23 protein-coding genes, 1 pseudogene and 1 riboswitch are annotated in these 21,084 nt (G+C 67.5%); of the genes and pseudogenes, 14 read left to right on the top strand and 10 right to left on the bottom strand.

Features of this window, described 5'->3' with window-relative positions; all coding sequences use genetic code 11:
* The first annotated feature begins 29 nt into the window (after positions 1-29).
* The gene (locus tag ACLJRL_RS20785; protein WP_410657877.1) at positions 30-1,733 is read left to right on the top strand and encodes an AMP-binding protein; all 1,704 of its coding nucleotides are present in this window, start codon (positions 30-32) and stop codon (positions 1,731-1,733) included.
* Positions 1,734-1,865: 132 nt separating this feature from the next.
* The gene (locus ACLJRL_RS20780) at positions 1,866-2,624 is read left to right on the top strand and encodes a D-Ala-D-Ala carboxypeptidase family metallohydrolase (RefSeq protein WP_410657876.1); all 759 of its coding nucleotides are present in this window, start codon (positions 1,866-1,868) and stop codon (positions 2,622-2,624) included.
* Between the two features lie 21 nt (positions 2,625-2,645).
* On the opposite strand, the gene ACLJRL_RS20775 is transcribed toward ACLJRL_RS20780, so the two are convergent.
* The 6 genes from ACLJRL_RS20775 to ACLJRL_RS20750 all read right to left on the bottom strand — a co-directional run bounded on the left by ACLJRL_RS20775 (position 2,646) and on the right by ACLJRL_RS20750 (position 7,332).
* Positions 2,646-3,278, bottom strand: a complete 633-nt coding sequence (locus ACLJRL_RS20775) for an NUDIX hydrolase (RefSeq protein WP_410657875.1) — start codon at positions 3,276-3,278, stop codon at positions 2,646-2,648.
* On the bottom strand, positions 3,275-4,483 hold the full coding sequence (locus ACLJRL_RS20770) for an adenylosuccinate synthetase (RefSeq protein ID WP_410657874.1): 1,209 nt from the start codon (positions 4,481-4,483) through the stop codon (positions 3,275-3,277). The genes ACLJRL_RS20775 and ACLJRL_RS20770 overlap by 4 nt, the downstream gene beginning before the upstream one ends.
* Positions 4,480-5,454, bottom strand: a complete 975-nt coding sequence (locus ACLJRL_RS20765) for a hypothetical protein (protein WP_410657873.1) — start codon at positions 5,452-5,454, stop codon at positions 4,480-4,482. The genes ACLJRL_RS20770 and ACLJRL_RS20765 overlap by 4 nt, the downstream gene beginning before the upstream one ends.
* Before the next feature lie 2 nt (positions 5,455-5,456).
* Positions 5,457-6,443: an adenylate cyclase gene (locus ACLJRL_RS20760; RefSeq protein WP_410657872.1), complete on the bottom strand. Its 987-nt coding sequence runs from the start codon at positions 6,441-6,443 to the stop codon at positions 5,457-5,459.
* Positions 6,444-6,608: 165 nt separating this feature from the next.
* The gene (locus tag ACLJRL_RS20755; protein WP_410657871.1) at positions 6,609-6,965 is read right to left on the bottom strand and encodes a hypothetical protein; all 357 of its coding nucleotides are present in this window, start codon (positions 6,963-6,965) and stop codon (positions 6,609-6,611) included.
* Between the two features lie 46 nt (positions 6,966-7,011).
* Positions 7,012-7,332 carry a hypothetical protein gene (locus ACLJRL_RS20750; protein WP_410657870.1) on the bottom strand — a complete coding sequence of 107 codons (321 nt, stop codon included), beginning with the start codon at positions 7,330-7,332 and terminating at the stop codon, positions 7,012-7,014.
* On the opposite strand from ACLJRL_RS20750, the gene ACLJRL_RS20745 reads away from it, so the two are divergent.
* The 7 genes from ACLJRL_RS20745 to ACLJRL_RS20715 all read left to right on the top strand — a co-directional run bounded on the left by ACLJRL_RS20745 (position 7,325) and on the right by ACLJRL_RS20715 (position 11,244).
* Positions 7,325-7,585, top strand: a complete 261-nt coding sequence (locus ACLJRL_RS20745; protein WP_410657869.1) for a hypothetical protein — start codon at positions 7,325-7,327, stop codon at positions 7,583-7,585. The two genes, ACLJRL_RS20750 and ACLJRL_RS20745, sit on opposite strands and share 8 nt — an antisense overlap.
* Before the next feature lie 244 nt (positions 7,586-7,829).
* Positions 7,830-8,063, top strand: a complete 234-nt coding sequence (locus tag ACLJRL_RS20740) for a hypothetical protein (protein WP_410657868.1) — start codon at positions 7,830-7,832, stop codon at positions 8,061-8,063.
* 37 nt (positions 8,064-8,100) lie between these two features.
* Entirely contained in the window at positions 8,101-8,712 is a 612-nt protein-coding gene (locus ACLJRL_RS20735) for a CDP-alcohol phosphatidyltransferase family protein (RefSeq protein WP_410657867.1), read from the top strand.
* A gap of 104 nt (positions 8,713-8,816) precedes the next feature.
* A complete protein-coding gene (gene gcvH / locus ACLJRL_RS20730; RefSeq protein ID WP_410657866.1) occupies positions 8,817-9,200 on the top strand; it encodes a glycine cleavage system protein GcvH in 384 nt (127 codons plus the stop codon).
* A gap of 124 nt (positions 9,201-9,324) precedes the next feature.
* Entirely contained in the window at positions 9,325-9,792 is a 468-nt protein-coding gene (garA, locus tag ACLJRL_RS20725) for a glycogen accumulation regulator GarA (RefSeq protein WP_037305121.1), read from the top strand.
* On the top strand, positions 9,789-10,550 hold the full coding sequence (locus ACLJRL_RS20720; protein WP_410657865.1) for a MerR family transcriptional regulator: 762 nt from the start codon (positions 9,789-9,791) through the stop codon (positions 10,548-10,550). Before garA ends, ACLJRL_RS20720 begins: the two co-directional genes overlap by 4 nt.
* Before the next feature lie 220 nt (positions 10,551-10,770).
* Positions 10,771-11,244 carry a bifunctional nuclease family protein gene (locus ACLJRL_RS20715; protein WP_005150031.1) on the top strand — a complete coding sequence of 158 codons (474 nt, stop codon included), beginning with the start codon at positions 10,771-10,773 and terminating at the stop codon, positions 11,242-11,244.
* Positions 11,245-11,323: 79 nt separating this feature from the next.
* Here the strand turns inward: ACLJRL_RS20715 and ACLJRL_RS20710 are convergent, their stop codons facing one another.
* Positions 11,324-11,968, bottom strand: a complete 645-nt coding sequence (locus ACLJRL_RS20710; protein ID WP_410657864.1) for a TetR/AcrR family transcriptional regulator — start codon at positions 11,966-11,968, stop codon at positions 11,324-11,326.
* 279 nt (positions 11,969-12,247) lie between these two features.
* Here ACLJRL_RS20710 and ACLJRL_RS20705 point away from each other — a divergent pair, with 279 nt between their 5' ends.
* Both ACLJRL_RS20705 and gcvP read left to right on the top strand, forming a co-directional pair.
* Complete coding sequence (locus ACLJRL_RS20705) at positions 12,248-12,832, top strand: MerR family transcriptional regulator (RefSeq protein ID WP_410657863.1); 585 nt, start codon at positions 12,248-12,250, stop codon at positions 12,830-12,832.
* A 46-nt stretch (positions 12,833-12,878) separates the two neighbouring features.
* Positions 12,879-12,980, top strand: a riboswitch (glycine riboswitch).
* 170 nt (positions 12,981-13,150) lie between these two features.
* Positions 13,151-16,033, top strand: coding sequence for an aminomethyl-transferring glycine dehydrogenase (gcvP, locus tag ACLJRL_RS20700; protein ID WP_410657862.1), 2,883 nt, complete (start codon positions 13,151-13,153; stop codon positions 16,031-16,033).
* 3 nt (positions 16,034-16,036) lie between these two features.
* On the opposite strand, the gene ACLJRL_RS20695 is transcribed toward gcvP, so the two are convergent.
* Positions 16,037-16,399 carry a nuclear transport factor 2 family protein gene (locus tag ACLJRL_RS20695; RefSeq protein WP_410657861.1) on the bottom strand — a complete coding sequence of 121 codons (363 nt, stop codon included), beginning with the start codon at positions 16,397-16,399 and terminating at the stop codon, positions 16,037-16,039.
* Between the two features lie 145 nt (positions 16,400-16,544).
* On the opposite strand from ACLJRL_RS20695, the gene ACLJRL_RS20690 reads away from it, so the two are divergent.
* Both ACLJRL_RS20690 and ACLJRL_RS20685 read left to right on the top strand, forming a co-directional pair.
* Complete coding sequence (locus ACLJRL_RS20690) at positions 16,545-17,354, top strand: helix-turn-helix domain-containing protein (protein WP_410657946.1); 810 nt, start codon at positions 16,545-16,547, stop codon at positions 17,352-17,354.
* Positions 17,355-17,402: 48 nt separating this feature from the next.
* Positions 17,403-18,230, top strand: a complete 828-nt coding sequence (locus tag ACLJRL_RS20685) for an aldo/keto reductase (protein WP_410657860.1) — start codon at positions 17,403-17,405, stop codon at positions 18,228-18,230.
* Between the two features lie 235 nt (positions 18,231-18,465).
* Here the strand turns inward: ACLJRL_RS20685 and ACLJRL_RS20680 are convergent, their stop codons facing one another.
* Entirely contained in the window at positions 18,466-19,137 is a 672-nt protein-coding gene (locus ACLJRL_RS20680) for a hypothetical protein (protein ID WP_410657945.1), read from the bottom strand.
* A 108-nt stretch (positions 19,138-19,245) separates the two neighbouring features.
* Positions 19,246-19,566 (bottom strand): annotated as a pseudogene (locus tag ACLJRL_RS20675) (3-methyladenine DNA glycosylase); the annotation flags it as partial.
* Between the two features lie 181 nt (positions 19,567-19,747).
* Here ACLJRL_RS20675 and ACLJRL_RS20670 point away from each other — a divergent pair.
* Positions 19,748-21,070 carry a recombinase family protein gene (locus ACLJRL_RS20670; RefSeq protein ID WP_410657859.1) on the top strand — a complete coding sequence of 441 codons (1,323 nt, stop codon included), beginning with the start codon at positions 19,748-19,750 and terminating at the stop codon, positions 21,068-21,070.
* The last annotated feature ends 14 nt before the right edge of the window (positions 21,071-21,084 follow it).

The following is a 21,084-nucleotide window of genomic DNA, read 5'->3' as shown; positions in this document are numbered from 1 at the left end:
CGGCCACCCAGCGGACCAGGAGGACGATCGTGAGCGTTTCGGAGGCACATCGGGCGTTCCGTGAGGCGCGGGACTATCTGCTCGCCCATCGCGAGGACTACGAAACCGCGTATCGGGACTTCACCTGGCCCCGGCCGGCCGAGTTCAACTGGGCGCTGGACTGGTTCGACGTCGTCGCCGCCGATCCGGCCAATCAGGACCGGTACGCGCTGTGGATCGTCGAAGAGGACGGCGCCGAGAACCGCTGGACCTATCCGGAGATGGCGCGGCGCTCGAACCAGGTCGCGAACTGGCTGCGTTCGCTCGGTGTGGCTAGGGGTGACCGGCTGATCCTGATGCTGGGCAACCAGGGCGAGCTGTGGCAGACCATCCTCGCCGCGATCAAACTGGGCGCGGTCATCATCCCGGCTTCCACCCTGCTCGGCCCGGCGGATCTGACCGACCGGGTCGAGCGGGGCGCGGCCAAGCACGTGGTGATCCGCTCGGCGGACGCGCACAAGTTCGAGAACGTGTCCGGCGACTACACCAAGATCGCGGTGGGTCAGGCCGTCGAGGGCTGGAAGTCCTTCGTGGACGCCTACGAGGAACCTGACGCGTTCACTTCCGACGGGCCGACGGCGGCCGACGATCCGCTCCTGCTGTACTTCACGTCGGGCACGACGGCGAAGCCGAAACTGGTGCAGCACACGCAGGTCTCGTATCCGGTCGGACATCTGTCCACTATGTACTGGATCGGTCTGGAACCGGGTGATGTCCACCTGAACATCTCCTCGCCGGGCTGGGCGAAACACGCGTGGAGCAACGTCTTCGCACCATGGAACGCCGAGGCGACAGTGTTCCTGTACAACTACGCGCGGTTCGACGCGGTGTCGTTGATGGCGCAGATGGAAAGGTGCGGCATCACGAGCTTCTGCGCGCCGCCGACGGTGTGGCGGATGCTCATCCAAGCCGACCTGACCGTGCTGAAGACCCCGCCGGTCAAGGTCGTCGGCGCGGGCGAACCGCTCAACCCCGAGGTGATCGACCGGATCGAAAAGGCTTGGGGCGTCACGATCCGCGACGGTTTCGGCCAGACGGAGAGCAGCGTCCAGATCGCGAATACCCCCGGCCAGGACGTCGTCCCGGGTTCGATGGGGCGCCCGCTGCCCGGCTTCACGGTGGCGCTGGTCGACCCCGTCACCGGCGAACGGGCGCAGGAGGGCGAGATCTGCCTCGACCTGGACAAGCGGCCGGTCGGGCTGATGACCGGCTACGCGGACGACGACGAGCGCTCCGCCGCCGCCTTCGCGAACGGCTACTACCACACCGGCGACGTCGGCTCGGTCGACGAACGCGGCTACATCACCTACGTGGGCCGGACCGACGACGTCTTCAAGGCATCGGACTACCGGATCTCGCCGTTCGAACTGGAAAGTGTCCTGCTGGAACACGAGGCCGTCGCCGAGGCGGCCGTCGTCCCGGCGCCGGACCCGATCCGGCTCGCCGTGCCGAAGGCGTACGTCGTGCTGACGAACGGGCATGAGCCGACCGCCGACACCGCGGCGTCGATCCTGGCCTTCTGCCGCGAGCATTTGGCGCCGTACAAGCGGATCCGGCGGCTGGAGTTCGCGGAGCTGCCGAAGACGATCTCCGGCAAGATCCGGCGGGTCGAGCTGCGAGGGCGCGAGAACGAGGCCGGCGAGCGGCCGGCGGGGGAGCACCGCGAAGAGGACTTTCCCCACCTGAAGGGCTGACGGCGGCGGGTTGTGGGTCGAACGACCCACAGTACGGCGGGCGAAAACGCGTTAGCGTGCTCGGCAGTGAATCGTTGACAACCCGTGGGGGTCACGGGTCTCACCTTCCCTGCCTTGAAGGGTGCTCCTGTCATGCGAATTCGTTTTGTGCTGCCCATATTCGCCCTCATAGCCGGTGTCGCCACCGCGGTCGCCGCACCGGCGGCCGCCGATCCCGGACCGGTGACGGCGGGAGACATGGCCGCCTCCGACGCCTGCTACACCTGGGGACGCTCGCTGTCCCAGGGGGCGTCCGGTGACGACGTCCGGCAACTGCAGATCCGGGTCGCCGGCTATCCCGGGTATGGCGGTGTCCTGGCCATCGACGGCCAGTTCGGCGCGGGTACCCATGCCGCGGTCACGCGGTTCCAGCAGGCCTACGGGCTCGGCGCGGACGGCGTCGCCGGACCGGCCACGTTCACGAAGATCTACCAGCTGCAGGACAACGACTGTTCGCCGGTCAACTTCGAGTACGGCGAACTGAACCGGTGCAACTCGGACTGGTCGGGCGGCAACGTCGCCGCGGGGACGGCGAAGGCCAACGCGCTGGTGTCGATGTGGAAGCTGCAGGCGATGCGGCACGCCATGGGGGACCGGCCGATCGTGGTCAACGGCGGTTTCCGCAGTGTCGCCTGCAACAACGCGGTCGGCGGGGCGCCCGCCAGCCGCCACCTCTACGGCGACGCCGTCGACCTCGGGGCGGGCGCGCAGGGCTTCTGCGGTCTCGCGCGGCAGGCCCGTAACCACGGTTTCAGTGAGATCCTCGGGCCGGGCTATCCCGGCCACGACGACCACACGCACGTGGCGCACCGGTCCGGCCGGTTCTGGTCGGCATCCTCCTGTGGGATCTGACAGCCGGGGATCTGAGGACCGTCACTCCCATCGCCACAGCGAAGGTGGCCGTCCTCCCTTGGGCAGCGCGGCAGCGTGTTCGGTGGTGCGCCGCAGCCCCGGGACCCGTTCCATGGTCCGCCCCAGGTTGGCCGGATAAGGACGTTCCCCGGTCAACGCCTCGGTCGCGTCCAAGGCTTGCGCCGTCGTGAAGGTCCGGCCCAGCAGACCGGCGGTGAACGCGACGTCCCGCCACAGCCGGTCGGCCAGTAGTGGCCGGCAGTCCGCCACGATCCGGTCGTGGTCGAAAGCCAGCGGGGGCACCACGTCCAGCGGGGTCCAGACCACGATCCCCGGCTCGTCGAGCACGGGGCTCGTGGTCGCCCACAAGGCGATGGACAGCGTCGGGCCGCGGGGGTCGCGATTCGGCTCGTCGAAGGTGGTGAGCTGCCCCGTCGCCGAGAGCGCGCCGGGCGGTAGCCCGAGTTTGGTGACCACAGCCCGGCCGCCCGCGTCCCGGAGCCGTTCCCCGAGCCCGAGCAGCACCCCGGGCAGCGCGAGTTCCCCGTCGAACGGCTCGGCGGCCCGCGGTGCGATTCCCAGGAGCACGGTCCGGGCCTCGGGGTCGAACCTCAGGACCAGCACATCAACGGACACCGGCGTCGACTCGATCACGCGCTGATTGTCGACCCTGCCCCGACGGCCGCGGCGACCGGCTCCCGGTAGTCGGCACGGTCAGGTCCGTACCCGGTGACGGCCACCGGCAACCGGGTGCCGAACCACGCCAGCGGGTCGGGCAGGTCGACGGCGGGGGAGCCCGGGCCGGAGGAGACCCGAAGGCCGGTCGCGTCGAGATGGGTCACCGCGAGGGCGTCCACGCCTTCGCAGGCCGCGATCGCGTAGTCCAGCAGCGCCGCGTCGAGATGCCCCGCCCGCCACGCGCCCTGGTACTCCCCGGTGCCGTTGTGGGCCTCGGGAAAGCGGGCGAGCACGGCGGCGGATTCGGTGGGAAGCGGCCCCGCCCCGTGCCGGGTGAGGTAGGTCCGGGTCACCCCCAGCACGGTGTGCGGACGTCCGCCCAGCAGGGCGCGGGCGTTGTGCGGGGTGGTAGTGGACCAGGTCGTGTGCGGGTGGAACCCGTGATGCTGATCGAGGAGAACCCCCTGCGCTCCCTCGAAGACCACCCGCCCGCTATCGGCCAGCCGCCCCGTTTCGTCCCCGCCGGTGATCCGCACCGCGCCGGCGAAATCGCGGTACAGCGCCACCAGTTCGTCCACGCTGTGCGGCGGAGTGGCGAGCGGCGCGTAGAACCGTGCCAGGGCGTCGAGTTTGCGCCGCAGCACGGCCGGCCGAGCACAGTCGGCGACCGTGGGCGCTTCCCCCGGCGTCCCGATCACCTCCTGGCTCTCCACCACATCGCCCGGCGCGGCCCCTGGCAACAGCGAGTACCAGACTGTCTCGCCGATGCCCTTCCCGCACGAACCGTGCCGTCCGTCGCCGCGGGCGTTCTCCCTCGCCCGGTTGGCGTGGATATGGAACGGGGTCGTGAGCAAGGCCCGCCCGTCCACGCTCAGCGACGACAGCGGATTCCGGACGCCGGCGTCTTCCAGCTGTCGTGCCTCTTCGGCCAGTGCGAACGGCTCGACCAGGACGAACCGGGAAAGGTGGGTGGGCACACCGGCGAACGTGCCCGACCCGAACTGGCTGAACGTGTGGTGCTGCCCGTCCGCGACGACGTTGTGCGCGGCCTGCGCGCCGCCGTTGAAGCGGATGACGGCGGTGGTGGCCCGGCCGGCGCAGAGCGCGTCGACCACGGCCCCCTTGCCCTCGTCGCCGAAGCCGAGCCCGACCACCACCACATGCCCGTCCAGGAGATTCACAGCAGCACCACGTCGTCCGGGCCACCCGGCGCGGGCACCGCCGAGGTGACGGCCGTCCTGCTGCCCAGCTTCGCCAGCGCCTTGCCGACGGCCGCGCTCTCGGCGGCCGAGCCGAGATCGGCGAGGTCGGCGAGTGCGGTGTCGACGTCGACGACCTGTTCCTCCAGCCCGATGGTGGCCGCGATCAGTTCGCAAACCGCGCCGGGGTCGTCGAGCTTGAGGAAGTTCTGGCCGAGCAGGCCGCTCCAGTGCTCGCCGATCTCCGGGTCGTTGTAGTACGACGACTGATCGGGCAGCACGAAGTAGACGTGCCACTTGCGGGCCAGCTCCCGGTACACCGAGGCGGGATCGATGTCCTGCCCGACGTCGTCGCCGATGATGCGGCGGAGGTGCCGGGCCTCGAGCGCGGGCTTGTTCAGCTCGTCGCCGATGAGGAACAGGTAGCCCTTGCGGCCGCGTTTCTGCCAGGCGTCGGTGACCACGTGCCGGGCCATGAAATAGGCGGCCAGCTCGTAGGACTCGCTCTTCTGCCCGCCGCCACCGCCTTCGAGGAAGAGCGTGCGCAGCTGGTCGTCCATCCGGTTGTCCGATTCGAACTGCCCGACCTGCAGCGGAACCCGGTCGCTGTCGGCGTCGCCGATCGCGCCGAACATGACCTGCGGGTCGGCCAGGTAGCCCCGGCGCTTCAGCAGGCCGTGCAGTTTGCCGAGCTTGCCCTGCATGACCCGCGGCACGCGGCGCATCGAGCCGGTGACGTCGAACAGCACCGCGATCGGCGTCGAGTCGGCGTGTTCGGCCGAATCCCGGCATTCGCGGGTGGCGTTCGCCGGATCGAGGGCGGGCGCGACCTTCCACTTGTTCCTGGGTTTGGCGCGCAGGTCGGCGCTGTAGCCGAAATCGTCCTCGCCTTTGGCCGCGCGGAAGGTCTTTCCCGCCGCGTAGACGTTGTCGTTCCAGTTTCCGTGTCCCATGGTCAGGCTCCTGTCTCAGGGATGATGAACGGGCGGAAGGTGCGGGGGCCGTACAGCTCGCCGAGCAGGTCGTCGTACTCGTCGAGCAGATCGACGGCCTCGGGCCGCTGCGCCGGAGCGTCCTGGGTGCACCACCTGGCGAACTCGCGTTGACGTTTTTCGCCTGGTGCCACCAGATCCAGCATCAGCGTGTGCAGCATGTGGACATCGGTGGCCGCGGTGACGGGAAGTCCTTTGTGGACTTCGGGCGGGTAGTCGGCGGACCGGTCCGCCGCTATCGGGAGTGAACCGTCCTCCCCGGCGAAGGACCAGCCGATCAGGACGATGCCGTGCTGTTCCGGCTGGACCAGCACATTGTCCGCGGTGAGGTGACCGTGGACGACGCCCGCGCGATGCGCGCCCGCCACGGCACGCAGGAGGCGCCGGTGCATCCAGGCGTAGTCGCGGCCGTCGAGACCGTCCGGGAAGGCCTTCTTGATGTCGGCCAAGGTGGTGAACCCGTCGATGAGCGGCTCGAGAACGCTGAACGCCCGGTCGCCCCGCGCCACCGGGCCGGAAGTGTCGAGCAGGCGCGGGTAGTACGGGCGCAGCCAGCGGTGCCGTTCGGTGAAGCCGTCGAGCGCGCGCAACGCCGCCCACTCGGCGTGGATCAGCGGGTTGAGCGCCGGGCTGCGGACGAGCTTGACCAGATGAGGGCCGGTCGTGCGGTACGTCGTCGCGATGCTGCCCGCCGCGTGCGGGGTGGTGAGGGTGTAGGCCGACGTCGCCGTGGTGACCGTCTGACGCCGGGCGCGTTTCCAGTCGTCGTAGAGGCGGTTGAGGGTGGCGGCCGCCCGGTGGGCCCGCGGGTCGCCGGGGTTCCGGTCCGGGTGAAGGGCGGCCGCCAGCGCGCGATAGCGGCGGTGGGCGAGCTCGGGGGCGGAGTCGAACAAGGTCGTCGAGGTGGCCGCTCCCTCGATCGTCGTCACGGCCTCGTCCCTGGTGAACATAGTTTGAGTCTATGAGACTCTTACCTGTCTGGCAAGGGGGTCACAGGTGTCGTCCGCTCAGCCGCGTCCGGGGGCTGCGGTATCGCATGGCTCGGGTTGTCGTGAGTGATCCGGGTCGTTAGAACGACCCGAATCACTCACGACAACCAAGCGCCTGCCGGAGTTTCAGGGGCGGGTGGCTTCGATCTGCCGGTCGTCCTCGGTCGAGCAGGTCGTCACCGGGTCGTTCGGTCCGCTGCCGCACGTCCATGCCCCGATCACGACCGGGCCGGGACCCTGCGGCGACGCGGCTTCCGCGGGCGTGAGCTTCTGGAAGTACTCGGTCAGCACCTGCGTCGCTTCGGCGCAGTCGGCCTTCCCGTGCACGACGAGCTTGTTCTTCGCGCCCTGAAGTCCGGTGATGTCTCCGCACGGCGTCCCCGCGGGCGCCTGTTCGGTGGTGGTGGCGGGGGAGGACGGCCCGGGTGCGGCCGACGGGGCGGGATCCGCGCCGCAGCCGCCGAGCAGGACGGCGGCGAACACGGCGGTGCGGAGAGGCTCTTCATGGACCGTTCTTCTCGGGGCTGGTTCATTCGACGGGGACGACCGCGGCGAACACGTTCTGTTCGCCCTTGCCGCAACTGGTGCCGCCTTGGGCGGCGGGCGCTCCGGAGACGCACAGCCAGCCGTCGACGGTCTCGCTGACCGGTTCGTCCGAGCCCGCCGACTGGCGGCCGGCGATCCTCTTGTGGAACGAGTCGACGATCCCGGTCGCGTCCGCGCACGAGACCCCGGGCCCGTTGAGCACCTGGAGGGTCAGCCCGCTCGCCGCGGTGACCGTGCCGCACGAACCCTGTACCGGTTCAGCGGGTTTCGGCTTGGGGGCGGGATTCGGGGCAGCCGTGGGCAATGGCGCGGTCTGCGAGGGGATCGGTGGTACCGAAACGCTCGCAGTACTCGAAGGAACGGAAGGCGGCGGAGGTGGCGCGGGGGTGACGGGCGGTGGCGGATCTTCGCCCGAACAGGCGGCGAGCAGGCCGACGGCGAAACTGACCGTGAGCAGGCGCCGCCACGATCCCGTGGTCGTCGAGACGGGCAAGGCGATCCTTTCGTCGACCGGTCGTGGCCGGCCCATTCTGACCTGGCCGGACGCGATGCCGTGACATTGAGCCACGTTCGATGCGCGGGAGGTTATCGCGTCGCCCGCCTGGCCGTACGCCAGGATCGCTCAATGTCTGTCCATTGTGGACAATTAACATGCCGTTCACGGCAAGACAACACCTTGCTGCCGTTGCGAACCGATCGGACGAATCCGGGGCCAGGCCGTTAACGCCGGGCCCTGTTCTGCCGAAAACAAAAGTAGCGCCTCGGCGTGTCCCAGTCCCTGACACCGAAACCGTGAGAGCGATGAAGACCGACGAACAGAACGAGCCCGCGTCATTCCAGGCCACCGCACCGACGAGCGCGGAGCTGCCACCCACGGCCCCGTGCACCGTCGTCTGGTGCGGCGGCCGCCCGTACGTCCTGGAAAGTTCCGCCGGGCACACCCGCTGGATGGGTACCGACCACCGAGGCAGGCCCGTGGCGCTGACCAGCGCGGACCTGCAGCGCCGCGGCTGGACGCACACCCGGGCCAGCTGACGCCGGAGGATCTGCCGCCGCTGGATAGGCTGAGCGGGTGAGTACGCCCCCCGAACCGAGCGTGACCAGCGAAGAGCCGTCTTTGCTGCGGCAGGCCCTGAACGTTCCCAACATGCTTTCGATCCTCCGGCTCGCCGGGGTGCCGGTCTTCCTGTGGCTGTTGCTCGGCCCGGAGGAGGACGGCTGGGCGTTCGCGCTGCTCGTGTTCAGCGCGCTCACCGACTGGCTCGACGGCAAGCTCGCCCGCTGGCTCAACCAGATGTCCCGGCTCGGCCAGCTGCTCGACCCCGCGGCCGACAGGCTCTACATCCTCGCGACGCTGATCGCCTTCCTGATCCGCGACATCATCCCGTGGTGGGTGGTGGCCCCGCTGATCCTGCGGGAGGCCGTGCTGGGGGTCTGTGTCCTGCTGCTCCGCCGCGCCGGGTTCGCCCCGCCCGAGGTCACCTACATCGGCAAGGGCGCGACGTTCGTGCTGATGTACGCCTTCCCGTTCCTGCTGCTCACCCAGGGTGACTCCGGTCTCGCCGCGTTCGCCCGCCCGGTCGGCTACGCCTTCATCACCTGGGGCGGGGTCCTGTACGTCTACTCGGGGGTGCTGTACGTCGTCCAGACGGTGAGGGCCCTGCGAGCGGCGGATCCGGAATAGCGTCCCCCCCCCCACAAGCGGGAGGTGCCGGGCGCGCGGTCCGGCGGGATGCGAAACTCCTCCCCATCGGTTTTGAGCGAGGGCACCAGGAAAGGGGAGCGGCGTTGTCCACTCCAGAAGAACTGCGCTATACCGAGGAGCACGAGTGGGTCTCCGTGCGCGACGCAGGGCTCGTGCGCGTGGGCATCACGGAGTACGCCCAGGACCAGCTCGGTGACGTGGTGTTCGTCGACCTGCCCGAGGTCGGCAGGCATGTCGGCGCCGGCGACTCCTTCGGCGAGGTCGAGTCCACCAAGAGCGTTTCCGAGCTGTTCGCCCCGCTCGAAGGCGAGGTGGTCGCGGTCAACGACGCGGTGACCGACTCGCCCGAGCTGATCAACAGCGACCCCTACGGTGAAGGCTGGCTCATCGAGCTCCGGCTCGACGACGCGAGCAGCGTCGATTCCCTGCTCGAGGCCGAGGCGTACCAGGCACTGATTCAGGAATAGCCGCAGGCCGCGGCCCTCCGATCCGAGTAGGGGGAGCCGCGGGCCGGAGATTCGATCAGGCACGGTACGTTTGGCGTCCACAGTTCTTGAGTAGTGGCAACACACATGCGTTAGGAGAGCTCAGGTGAGCACGAACGACGGGCCCGGCGTTCCCCCGGAGCAGTCTCCGGAGCGGACCTCTGTCTTCCGGGCCGACTTCCTGGCCGACGTCGAAGGCACTGAGGCTCCTCCGGCTGCCGAGGCCCCCGTCCAGGGTGTGGACGCGCTTCCCGCCGGTTCCGCGCTGCTGGTCGTCAAGCGCGGCCCGAACGCGGGTTCGCGCTTCCTTCTGGACCGCGACACCACCAGTGCCGGACGGCACCCGGACAGCGACATCTTCCTCGACGACGTCACGGTTTCCCGGCGTCACGCCGAGTTCCGGCGTGAAGGCGGCGAGTTCGTCGTCATCGACGTCGGCAGCCTCAACGGCACTTACGTCAACCGTGAGCCGGTCGACCAGGCCGTCCTCGCCGGTGGCGACGAGGTACAGATCGGCAAGTTCCGACTGGTCTTCCTGACCGGCCCGGGTCACGGGGGCCAGGGGGCACAGTGACAGCGGCCGGGCGGCCTGATCGGGATGCGTCGCAGCGCGATGGGTTGAGCATCGGGGCCGTGCTGGCACAACTGCGCGGCGACTTCCCCGATGTCACCATCTCCAAGATCCGGTTCCTCGAGGCGGAAGGTCTGGTCCAGCCGGGCCGGACGCCTTCGGGGTACCGGCAGTTCGCTCCGGCGGACGTGGAGCGGTTGCGGTTCGTCCTGTCCGCCCAGCGGGATCACTACCTTCCGCTGAAGGTCATCAAGGAACAGCTCGACGCGGCGGATCAGGGCGCCGCGCCCTCGGCGGCGGCACCCCGGCCACCGCGGAAACTCGTTCCGATCGAAGCCCCGGGGGAGAACGGTGGCCTACCGGCCCCCGGGGACTTCGAGACGGACTACGAGATCCGGCTGACCGAAGAAGATCTTCTCCGCCAGGCGGGCATCGACGCCGCGACCCTGGCTGAGCTGCGGCAATACGGTCTCGTCCGCCCTGGCGCGGCGGGTTTTTTCGACCCGGACGCGGTCCTCGTGGCGAAGACCGTGAAGGCGATGACCGAATTCGGTATCGAGCCGAGACATCTGCGTGCCTTCCGCGCCGCGGCCGACCGCGAGGTCGGCCTGCTGGAGCAGATCGTGACCCCGGTGTATCGGCACCGTGACGAGGATGCCAAGGCGAGGGCCGATGAGGTCGTCCGTGAGCTCGCGGCACTGTCCGTAGCGTTACATACGCTCCTGGTGAAGGCCGGAATACGGGCCGTCGCCGGCGGTTGAACGAGTTCCGAGGTCCGGGAACCGCTCCGAGGCCACTTGTCAATGACTGAATGTTCGGCACCCTATGCCGTACCGTGAGAGTCGGGTTTGCCGCGAGCGAACCGAGAATGTCGGAGACAGCGAGCACAGCGCTCGGAAGACGGGTAGCGTCGGACTTGCCGTCGCTTGGTCGTCGAGACAAGCGCTGCAGCCCGTGCGCACGAGAGGGAGGCGAAGCCCGATGAGCGAAATGCGCGTCGTCGGCGTGCGGGTGGAGCTACCTGCCAATCAGCCGATCTTGTTGCTGCGGGAAACCGAAGGCGAGCGGTACCTGCCGATCTGGATCGGCTCGGTCGAGGCCACCGCCATCGCCTTGGAGCAGCAGGGAGTCCGCCCGGCCCGCCCGCTTACCCATGACCTGCTCAAGGAGGTCATCGGAGCACTGGGCCGCGAGTTGGAGCAGGTCGTCATCACGGACCTCAAGGAAGGCACGTTCTTCGCGGAACTGGTCTTCGACGGGGACATCCGGGTTTCCGCGCGGCCGAGCGATTCGGTGGCGCTGGCACTGCGGGTGGGGGTCCCGATCCATGCCGTGGACGCGGTACTGGAAGAAGCGGGTCTCATCATTCCCGACGAGCAGGAAGACGAGGTCGAGAAGTTCCGCGAATTCCTCGATTCCGTATCCCCTGAAGACTTCCGCGGCGCGGACACCTGAGCACGCCGCGAGATTTCGACGAGAAGGGGCAGCGCCGGTGGCGCTGCCCCTTCTTCGTACGTGCGGAGCTCAGGGGTGTTCAGGGTGCGGTGGCCTTGATGAACAGGTCGGCCAGTTCCCGCCCGTAGCGTTCCAGGTCCAGCTTCCGGTCGGCCGCGAACTTCGCGGCGACACCGTCGATGGCCTGCGCGATCGACAGCGCCATCACGTCCGGCGCGAAGTCGCCGAAAGCGCTTTCCTGCTGACCTTGGCTCAGCTGACGTTCGAGCCGTCCGGTGCGGAACTCTTCGACGATCAGGGCCGACATGAACCAGCCCTCGGTGTCGGAGCCGCTCGACGCCATCTCGACCATGACCCGCACCAGTTCCGGGTACGCGCCGAGGAACGCGATCTCCGATTCGACGTAGCCGCGCAGCAGCCCGGCGCGGTCGCTCGTGCCCTGGATGCGTTCTTCGAGGAACTTGTCCTTCATCCCGGTCGCGGTGGTGACCACGGCCTGCATCAGGCCGGCCTTGTTGGTGAAGTGGTACGAGATGATCCGGGTGCTGGACAGCCCGGCCCGCTCCTTGATCTTCGCGAACGACGTCTTGTGGTAGCCGACATCGGAGATCGTCGCGATCGTGGCGCCGACGATCTGGGCCCGCCGGGCGGCTTCGGTGACCGACAGTCCGAGTTCGGCCTGCACCTCTTGCAGGGCGCTCTGGGTCGAGGGATTTACTTGCATGAGTAAAAAGTAACACGGCTGAGTAAAAGTGGCAAGCGTGCTGCCGTTCGGGGGACTGTCACCAACAAGTCTCAAGATGAGCTTGAGGTCGACCGCGCGTCGCGTTGACCGGTTTGCCGGACGCGCTTACCGTCAATGGAGGTAAATCGCCACGGTGTCATTCGGAGTCCGCGTGGTTCGGATGTCTGGGGCGTTCGTTGCGGTTGACTCCGGTGCGTTCCCCCGTGGGAAGGTCCGGCTTTGTTCGCCGGCCGCCAGGTCGGGCGAGGGGAGGCATGCGTGGTCGAGGCTGGTAGCCCTCAGAAGCCGCCTGTTCAGTTCACCACTGACGGCGAGCAGGGTGAACTGTTCCCCGACTCCTCCCTCCCGGACGAACTCGTCGGCTACCGCGGCCCCGCCGCCTGTCAGATCGCCGGGATCACCTACCGGCAGCTCGACTACTGGGCCCGCACGAAGCTGGTCGCGCCGAGTATCCGCACGGCGCACGGTTCCGGTTCGCAGCGGCTGTACTCGTTCAAGGACATCCTGGTCCTGAAGGTCGTCAAGCGGCTGCTGGACACCGGTGTCTCGCTGCAGAACATCCGCGTCGCCGTCGATCACCTGCGCCTGCGCGGCGTCCGCGACCTCGCCAGGGTGACCCTGTTCTCCGACGGCACCACGGTCTACGAATGCACCTCGCCCGAGGAAATCGTCGATTTACTCCAGGGCGGGCAGGGCGTTTTCGGGATCGCCGTCAGCGGGGCGATGCAGGAGATCAGCGGCACCATCCACGAATTCCAGGCCGAGCGGGCCGACGGCGGCGTGGTCGAGACAGCGACTCCGGACGAGCTCACGCAGCGTCGTAACGCCCGTCGCACCGGCTGATCATGAAGCCGCGCGAGCGGCAGGGTAGGCTCACTTCCGCAGTCGACGAATCCGCGCGGGAGAGACCGAGCCACTAACAGCCGAGCTCGGCGCCGAAGGAGCAAGTCCTCCCCGGAACCTCTCAGGCACCCTGGACCGCGCGGATGAGACGCCTCTGGAAAGTGAGCCGGCAGGTCACCACCTGGCGGCCCCGCCGACGGTGCAAGCCCGGCTCAACTCACGGGTGAAACTCTCAGGCGCCCCCACGGGGGTACGGACAGAGTGGGGAGGGCCAGGACAATCCGTCCCGGCCCACCCCCGCGTCTTGGGAGGTCCCCGTTGGAGCCCGTGTCACTCGCCGCTCTCGAAGCCGGAACCTCGTTCGCGGACCGGCACATCGGTCCCGGCGCGGAGGAGCTTTCCCGCATCCTGGACGTCATCGGCGTCGCCTCCCTCGATGAACTCGCCGAGCGTGCCGTTCCCGCGTCGCTGCGGGAATCCGCGACGCCGCCGGACCTGCCGCCACCCGCCACCGAAACCGGGGCGCTGGCCGAACTCCGCGCGCTGGCCGCGAGGAACCGGCCGATGGTCCAGATGATCGGCCTCGGCTACCACGACACCGTGACCCCGCCGGTGATCCGCCGGAACGTGCTGGAGAGCCCGGCCTGGTACACCGCGTACACGCCGTATCAGCCGGAGATCTCGCAAGGCCGCCTCGAAGCCCTCCTCAACTTCCAGACCATGGTCGCCGATCTGACCGGCCTGGCGATCGCGAACGCGTCGATGCTGGACGAAGCGACCGCCGCCGCCGAGGCGATGACGCTGGTCCGCCGCGCGGGCAAGTCGAAATCCCACCGGTTCGTGGTCGACGAAGACACCCTTCCGCAGACGATCGAGGTCTTGCGCACGCGCGCCGAACCGCTCGGGATCGAGCTGGTGACCGCCGATCTGTCCCAAGGCATCACCGGGCTCGGCCTCGGCGGCGACTTCTTCGGAGTGCTGCTGTCGTACCCGGGCGCCTCGGGCGCGGTGCGGGAATGGGACCACACCATCGCCGAGGCCAAGGCGCTGGGCGCGGCCGTGGTGATGGCCGCCGATCCGCTGGCCCTGACCCTGCTGCGCTCGCCGGGTGAGCTCGGTGCCGACGTCGCGGTCGGCTCGACGCAACGGTTCGGGGTCCCGATGGGCTTCGGCGGACCGCACGCGGCGTACCTCGCCGTCCGGCAAGGGCTCGAACGGCAGTTGCCGGGCCGGCTCGTCGGGGTGTCGAAGGACGCCGACGGCGCGCCCGCGTACCGCCTCGCGCTGCAGACCCGCGAGCAGCACATCCGCCGGGAGAAGGCGACCAGCAACATCTGCACCGCGCAGGTGCTCCTGGCGGTGATCGCGTCGATGTACGCGGTGTATCACGGGCCGGAAGGCTTGCGCGCCATCGCGAACCGCGCTCACCGGATGGCCACCGTGCTCGCGGCCGGGCTCGCCGAGAGCGGCGTGGACGTCGTGCACTGCGAGTTCTTCGACACCGTGACGGTGTCCGTCCCCGGCCGTGCCGCGGGTGTGATCGGGACCGCGCGGGAACTCGGCGTCAACCTCAGGCTGGTGGACACCGACCACGTCGCCGTCGCTTGTGACGAGACGACGACCAGGGAGCATCTTTCCTTGGTGTGGAAGGCGTTCGGCGTCGCGGTGTCCGATGTGGACTCGCTCGACGCGGATACCGCCGACGGGTTCCCGCCGGATCTGCGTCGCACCAGCGAGTACCTGACACACCCCGTCTTTCACGCGCACCGCTCGGAAACGTCGCTACTGCGCTACCTCAGGTCTCTGTCCGATAAGGACGTCGCGCTCGACCGGAGCATGATCCCGCTCGGTTCCTGCACGATGAAACTCAACGCCACGGCCGAAATGGAGCCGATCACCTGGCCGGAGTTCGCCGGGCTGCACCCGTTCGCTCCCGCCGGGGACGCGGCCGGCCTGCTCGGTATCGTGAAGGATCTGGAGCACTGGCTGGCCGGGATCACCGGCTACGACGCGGTTTCGCTGCAGCCGAACGCCGGCAGTCAGGGCGAGTTCGCCGGCCTGCTGGCGATCCGGGCGTATCACCGTGAGCGCGGCGACGAGGCGCGGGACGTCTGCCTGATCCCGTCGAGCGCGCACGGCACGAACGCGGCGAGCGCCGTGATGGCCGGGATGCGGGTGGTCGTCGTCCGGTGTGACGACGAGGGCAACATCGACCTCGGTCACCTCAAGTCCACTGTGGACGCGCACGCGGACGACCTGGCCGCGATCATGATCACTTATCCGTCCACGCACGGGGTCTACGAGGACACCGTGCGCGAGGTCTGCGCGATGGTGCACGACGCGGGTGGCCAGGTGTACGTCGACGGGGCGAACCTGAACGCGCTGATCGGTGTGGCGCAGTACGGCAGATTCGGTGCGGACGTCTCGCATCTCAATCTGCACAAGACCTTCTGCATCCCGCACGGCGGCGGTGGTCCCGGTATCGGGCCGATCGGCGTCCGCGCGCACCTGGCGCCGTACCTGCCGAACCATCCGTTGCAGCCGGACGCCGGCCCGGCTACCGGGGTCGGGCCGATCAGCGCCGCGCCGTGGGGCAGCGCGTCGATCCTGCCGATCTCCTGGGCCTATGTCCGGATGATGGGCGCGGAAGGACTCAGGCGCGCGACCCTGACCGCGGTCGCGAACGCCAACTACGTGGCCAAACGCCTCTCGGAGCACTACCCGGTGCTGTACTCCGGGCATGACGGGCTGGTGGCCCACGAGTGCATCCTCGACCTCCGCGCGCTGTCGAAGCGGACCGGCGTCACGGTGGACGACGTCGCCAAGCGACTGGCCGACTACGGCCTCCACGCGCCGACGATGTCCTTTCCCGTCGCGGGCACCCTCATGGTCGAGCCCACCGAAAGCGAGGACCTCGGTGAGCTCGACCGGTTCTGCGACGCGATGATCGCGATCCGCGGCGAGATCGAGAAGGTCGCCGCGGGGGAGTGGCCGGTGGCGGAAAGCCCCCTGCGGAACGCCCCGCATACCGCGCGCTGTCTCGCCGGTGCCTGGGATCGCCCGTACAGCAGGGAGATCGCGGTCTTCCCGGCCGGGTTCACCGCCGCGAAGATCTGGCCTCCGGTGCGGCGGATCGACGGTGCCGCGGGCGACCGCAACCTCGTCTGCTCCTGCCCGCCACCGGAGGCCTTCTCTTCCTGAGTGTCAGCCGGGCATCTTGTCCAGAAAGCCCAGCACCTGCTTGATCCGGCCGTCCTCGACGGTGATGACGTCGAAGCCGATCGCCAGCGGCTCTTCGGCGCCAGGAGCGCCGAGGTACCACTGGAAACGCGCGATGTCGTGGTGTGCCTCGGGGGCGGCGGGCAGGCTGAACGTTAACCCGGCGAACTGGGCCTGCGCACCGGCGATGAAGCCGTCCACGCCGTCGTGACCGGTGACCGCGCCCAGCGGGTCGGTGTAGGCGGCGTCCTCGGTGAACACCTCACCGATCAGGGCGCGGCGCCGGTCCGTGTCCGTCTCGTTCCACACGGCGATGTACTGCTCGGCGATGCGCTGGATGTCCGACATGGAGTCCTCTTTCTCGTGGTGTGACTGGGTTGTGCGGTAACCGATGCCGCAACTCTGTCGGCCGAAGGTGGCTCCCGTCGATTACGCGGGAGGTAATGGCGGCCCGGCGCCCGCGGTGCGTAAGTTCGTGATCGTGACGACCACGATGACGGCGAATCGCGCGGGCAGGCCCGTCGGCGAACTCCTGCGGGAATGGCGCGACCGCCGCCGGATCAGCCAGCTCGACCTCGCCATCACGGCGGACATCTCCACCCGGCACCTGAGCTTCGTGGAGACCGGGCGCTCCCGGCCGAGCCGCGACATGGTGCTGCGGCTGGGAGAACACCTGGAGGTCCCCTTGCGGGAACGCAACCAGCTGCTGCTGGCGGCGGGCTACGCGCCCGCGTACGCCGAGAGCCGGCTCGGCGACCCGGAACTGGCCGCGATCCGCGGGGCCGTCCGGCAACTGCTGACGAGCCACGAGCCGTACCCGGCCGCCGTCGTCGACCGCGGGTGGAACCTCGTCGACGCCAACGCGAGCGTCTCGATCATGACCGACCTGGTCTCACCCGCGCTGATGACGCAGCCGGTCAACGTCCTGCGGCTCACCCTGCATCCGGAGGGTATGGCGCCGCACGTGCTCAACCTGGGGGAGTGGCGTGCCCATCTTCTCGGCAGGCTGCGGCGTCAGGTCGCCCAGACCGCCGACCCGGTCCTGACGGATCTGCTGGAGGAACTGCGCACCTATCCGTGTGATGACCCCGTCCCCGAGGTGGAGGTCCCCGGACCGGGCGACATCTTCGTCCCGTTGCGGCTGCGGCACGAAGGGGTGGAGCTGACCTTCTTCAGCACGGTTTCCACGTTCGGGACGCCGCTGGACATCACCGTCGCCGAGCTGGTGATCGAGTCGTTCTTCCCGGCCGACACGGTGACAGCGGACTATTTGCGCGCGTACGCGGCACGCGGGATGGAATGATGCTGGGCAAGGAGCCCCGCCACCGCACCCAGTGAGGATTCTTCTTCCATGGCCGCACCTTCCGTCGTCCTGAACAACGACGTAGCCATCCCGCAGCTCGGTTTCGGCGTCTGGCAGGTGCCGCCGGGCGACACGGCGAAGATCGTCCGTACCGCGATCGAGGCCGGATACCGCAGTATCGACACCGCCGCGTCGTACCGGAACGAAGCCGGCGTCGGGGAGGCGATCCGCTCGGCGGGCGTGCCTCGCGACGAACTGTTCATCACCACGAAACTGCCGAACCCGGGTCATGGCTACGACGCGGCGCTCCGCGCGTTCGACGCCAGCCTGGCCGAGCTGGGCCTGGACCGGATCGACCTGTACTTGATCCACTGGCCGATGCCGACCCGCGGAAAGTACGTCGAAACCTGGCGTGCGCTGGAAAAGCTCTACGCGGACGGCCGTATCCGTGCCATCGGGGTGTCGAACTTCCATATCCCGCACCTGCGGCGCCTGTTCGACGAAACCGTGATCGTGCCCGCGGTGAACCAGGTGGAACTGCATCCCCGGCTCCAGCAGAAGGCGCTGCGGGAGTTCAACGCCGAGCACGGGATCGTCACCGAGGCGTGGAGCCCGCTGGCGCAGGGGTCCCTGTTCTCGGACGTGACGCTGACCGCGCTCGCGGCCAAGTACGGCAAGACTCCGGCGCAGCTGGTGCTGCGATGGCATCTGCAGCTCGGCACGGTGGCCATCCCGAAGTCGGTGACGCCGTCCCGGATCCGGGAGAACTTCGACGTCTTCGACTTCGAACTCGCCGACGACGACCTGGCCGCGCTGGCCGAGTTCGACGACGGCACGCGGACCGGCCCGGACCCGGACAACTTCGACCTCGTTTAGCCCGTGTCTGGATGTGGGTTTGGTCCGTGAAGGACTCCTTGAGGGACTCAGAGTCCCTCAAGGAGTCCTTCACGGACCTGAGAATACGGACCTAACGTGTACATTCAGACAATTCGGTCAGCGGAGCCTGACGGCGCAGCGACCCAGTACGCACCGTTTAGCCTAGAAGTACGTGAAGGCCCCCTTCCCTGCGTCTAGCGCAAGGAAGGGGGCCTTCACGTACTTACCAAGGAGCTTAGGTGGCCTTGAGTCCCGCGGCGGCGAAGTCGGCCTGCTGGGCGGGCTGCTGCAGGTACTGGCGGAACGTCTGCGAGGCGCGCATCTGGACCTCGTCGATGTTCTTGCCCGCGAGCCCCACGAGCGGGTAATCGGCCGAGCGTGCGGTCGCGACCGATTCGGCGGGCGAGCCGACCAGTTCGGGCTTGGCGGTGCTCAGCTCGGTCACCCAGTAGGACGCCTCGGGCAGCCAAGCCGCGGGCATGCCGCCGATGGCGTCGAGGTTGGTCCTGCCGACGAGTGCGTCGAGCACGGAAGCCGAGGACAGCGCGTCGATCTGGATCACGACGCAGTGGTCGCGGACCACGGTCGCGGCGTTGTTCCACCGTTCCGCGGCCGCACGGACCGGCCTCTCGGCGCTGGGGGTGACGATGATTCGCATCGGGGTGTCACCGGCGGAGCAGGCCTTCGCCTGGGCCTCGGCGCGGGTGTTGAGCTCCCCGTCCGCCCAGTTCCAGCCGAACACACCGATCACGACCAGCGCCACCAGGACGAGGCAGGCGATCGGCCACGTGGCGAACTTGCGGCGGGGTGCCTTCTTCCCGACGATCCGGTGCGAACCGGTCACCTCACTGCGGCCCTGGGGTCGCTTCGGCGGGTCGAGGGGGTGCGGCACCGGCTCTTCGGCCACACTGTGTCGCCCCATCGTTGTCCTTTCGAAAGATGCGCGCACGCGCTGCGTATGCAATCAAACCGTTATCACTCTAACAGGGGACGATGTTACGGGGAATGCGATGACTCACAGTTGTTTTCCGCGTGTCGCGGACGCATTCCTTAACCCCGTCAGCAGCCGTTGGCAATGCGCTATCAGGTGCTTACGCAGAGGTGCGGCCCGGCGGGCGAAACCGGCTTGCGCACGGGCGTACTCGGCCCGGCCTTCCGGCGTCTCGATCCGCACCGGAGAGTAGCCGAAGGACGCCAGGTCGTACGGACTGGCCCGCATGTCGAGCTCGCGGATGTCCGCGGCCAGCTCGAAGCAGTCCCCGACCAGCTCGGCGGCGACGAACGGGCTCAGTTTGTAGGCCCACTTGAACAGGTCCATGTTGGATGACAAGCTACCTAGCATGGTTGGGGCACGTGATGGACTACACAGAAGCACAGCTAGACGGTACTGCCTGCATCGTGTGCGGCAGGGACTTCGTCGGCCCGTCGGTGCCGGTTGGCCACTCAAGCACGGGGTCACAGGTGTTCGCCTGCAAGGGCGACTGTGTGCAGGCTGCTGAGCAGACAGGAGACGTGTCGTGAGCGAAGAGTACGAAGAGTGCGGCGCGTACTACCGCAAGTCTGTTGTCAAGGATGGCGACAAAGAAGTTGAGTCGATAGATGTACAGCGGATGAAGTGCACCGACTATGGCGCTAGTCGTGAGCCCATCCCGTGGAAGATCGTTACCGAGTACATCGATGAGGGGATCTCGGCATCCAAGGGGCTGTACCGGCCGGACTTCATGCGGATGATGCAAGACATAGAAGCGGGCACGTTGAAGCGGCTGGTGGTTCGTGAGCAGGCCCGGTTATCCCGTGAAGACTTTGAACTGCACGTGTTCCTACGGGCGGTCAAGAAGCATGAGGTAGAGGTTCGGGACGCTAGCGGCAGAGAGATCAAGGGTGACCTACTTACCAAGATCAAAGCCGCTGTTGATACCGACTATGCAGACCAGGTTAAAAAGAACTCCACAGAACATCAGGAGTACATAGCTGTAACTGGCAAGCCGCCCGGTACCGGACATAGGCCATATGGCTATACCAAGAACTATGCCAATGTCATTGAAGCAGAAGCGGAAGTTATCCGTGAATGCGTCAAACGTGTAACCGCTGGTGAAAAGCTGTACAACATAGTCAAAGACCTGAACAAGCGAGAGATCTATAAGTACTCAGGCAAGCCATGGAAGTCACAAGACTTGTCCAAGGTGCTCAATAGGTCTGCTAACGCTGCTATCCGTACATACAAGGGTGAAGAGTCCAAGGGGCAGTGGCCAAAGATCATTGAGCCTGAAGAGTACCGGGACGTTAAAGCCATACTTGACAAGAATGAACCCTATTCAGAGACAACCGCTCGAAAGCATCTGCTTGTAGGGATTCTGGTCTGTGGTGTCTGTGGCGTGAAGCTTTCCGCCAAGAACCCTAGCTACTGGTGTAACCCCAATCGTGGGGGATGCGGGAAGATCGTACGAAACATGAAGGCCCTAGATGATTACATGATTCGCCGTACCTATGAGCACATTAAAAAGCTTCCTAAGCCTTCCGATGAGCCCAAGCAGGATGACACCGAAACTAAGATTGAGAAGCTGGAGAAGGAGCGCGAAGAGCTTAGGGAGACTCGCAGTGAAGTAGGTATGAGCTTCAAAGATTTCCACTACTTCGCTACCGAGATTGATAACAAGATCAAGGCGCTTCGCAAGCAGCAGGTAAAGACTATGCCGTTGCCGGTAGATGACGCTCAAAGCTTTCTAAAAGCCGGTACGGATAAGAAGCGGGATACCATCCGACGTCTCTATCCCGTAGTAGGGGTACTTCCGACTGGCAAGCGTGGTCGGAGGTTCAACCCTGATCAGCTTGAGTTCTAGCTCAAAGGTTCGCG

This window comes from Amycolatopsis sp. lyj-112 (assembly GCF_046549055.1).
Taxonomy (GTDB): domain Bacteria; phylum Actinomycetota; class Actinomycetes; order Mycobacteriales; family Pseudonocardiaceae; genus Amycolatopsis.
Note: the sequence above shows the minus strand (reverse complement) of the source record. Positions and strands in the feature narration are given on the sequence as shown.

Coding starts and splice junctions, on each gene's coding strand:
- ACLJRL_RS20715 (WP_005150031.1), top strand. CDS start 10,771: ATGAGCGAAATGCGCGTCGTCGGCGTGCGGGTGGAGCTACCTGCCAAT.
- ACLJRL_RS20695 (WP_410657861.1), bottom strand. CDS start 16,399: ATGTCGGACATCCAGCGCATCGCCGAGCAGTACATCGCCGTGTGGAAC.
- ACLJRL_RS20690 (WP_410657946.1), top strand. CDS start 16,545: ATGACGGCGAATCGCGCGGGCAGGCCCGTCGGCGAACTCCTGCGGGAA.
- ACLJRL_RS20685 (WP_410657860.1), top strand. CDS start 17,403: ATGGCCGCACCTTCCGTCGTCCTGAACAACGACGTAGCCATCCCGCAG.
- ACLJRL_RS20765 (WP_410657873.1), bottom strand. CDS start 5,454: ATGGGACACGGAAACTGGAACGACAACGTCTACGCGGCGGGAAAGACC.
- ACLJRL_RS20780 (WP_410657876.1), top strand. CDS start 1,866: ATGCGAATTCGTTTTGTGCTGCCCATATTCGCCCTCATAGCCGGTGTC.
- ACLJRL_RS20740 (WP_410657868.1), top strand. CDS start 7,830: ATGAAGACCGACGAACAGAACGAGCCCGCGTCATTCCAGGCCACCGCA.
- ACLJRL_RS20760 (WP_410657872.1), bottom strand. CDS start 6,443: ATGTTCACCAGGGACGAGGCCGTGACGACGATCGAGGGAGCGGCCACC.
- ACLJRL_RS20710 (WP_410657864.1), bottom strand. CDS start 11,968: ATGCAAGTAAATCCCTCGACCCAGAGCGCCCTGCAAGAGGTGCAGGCC.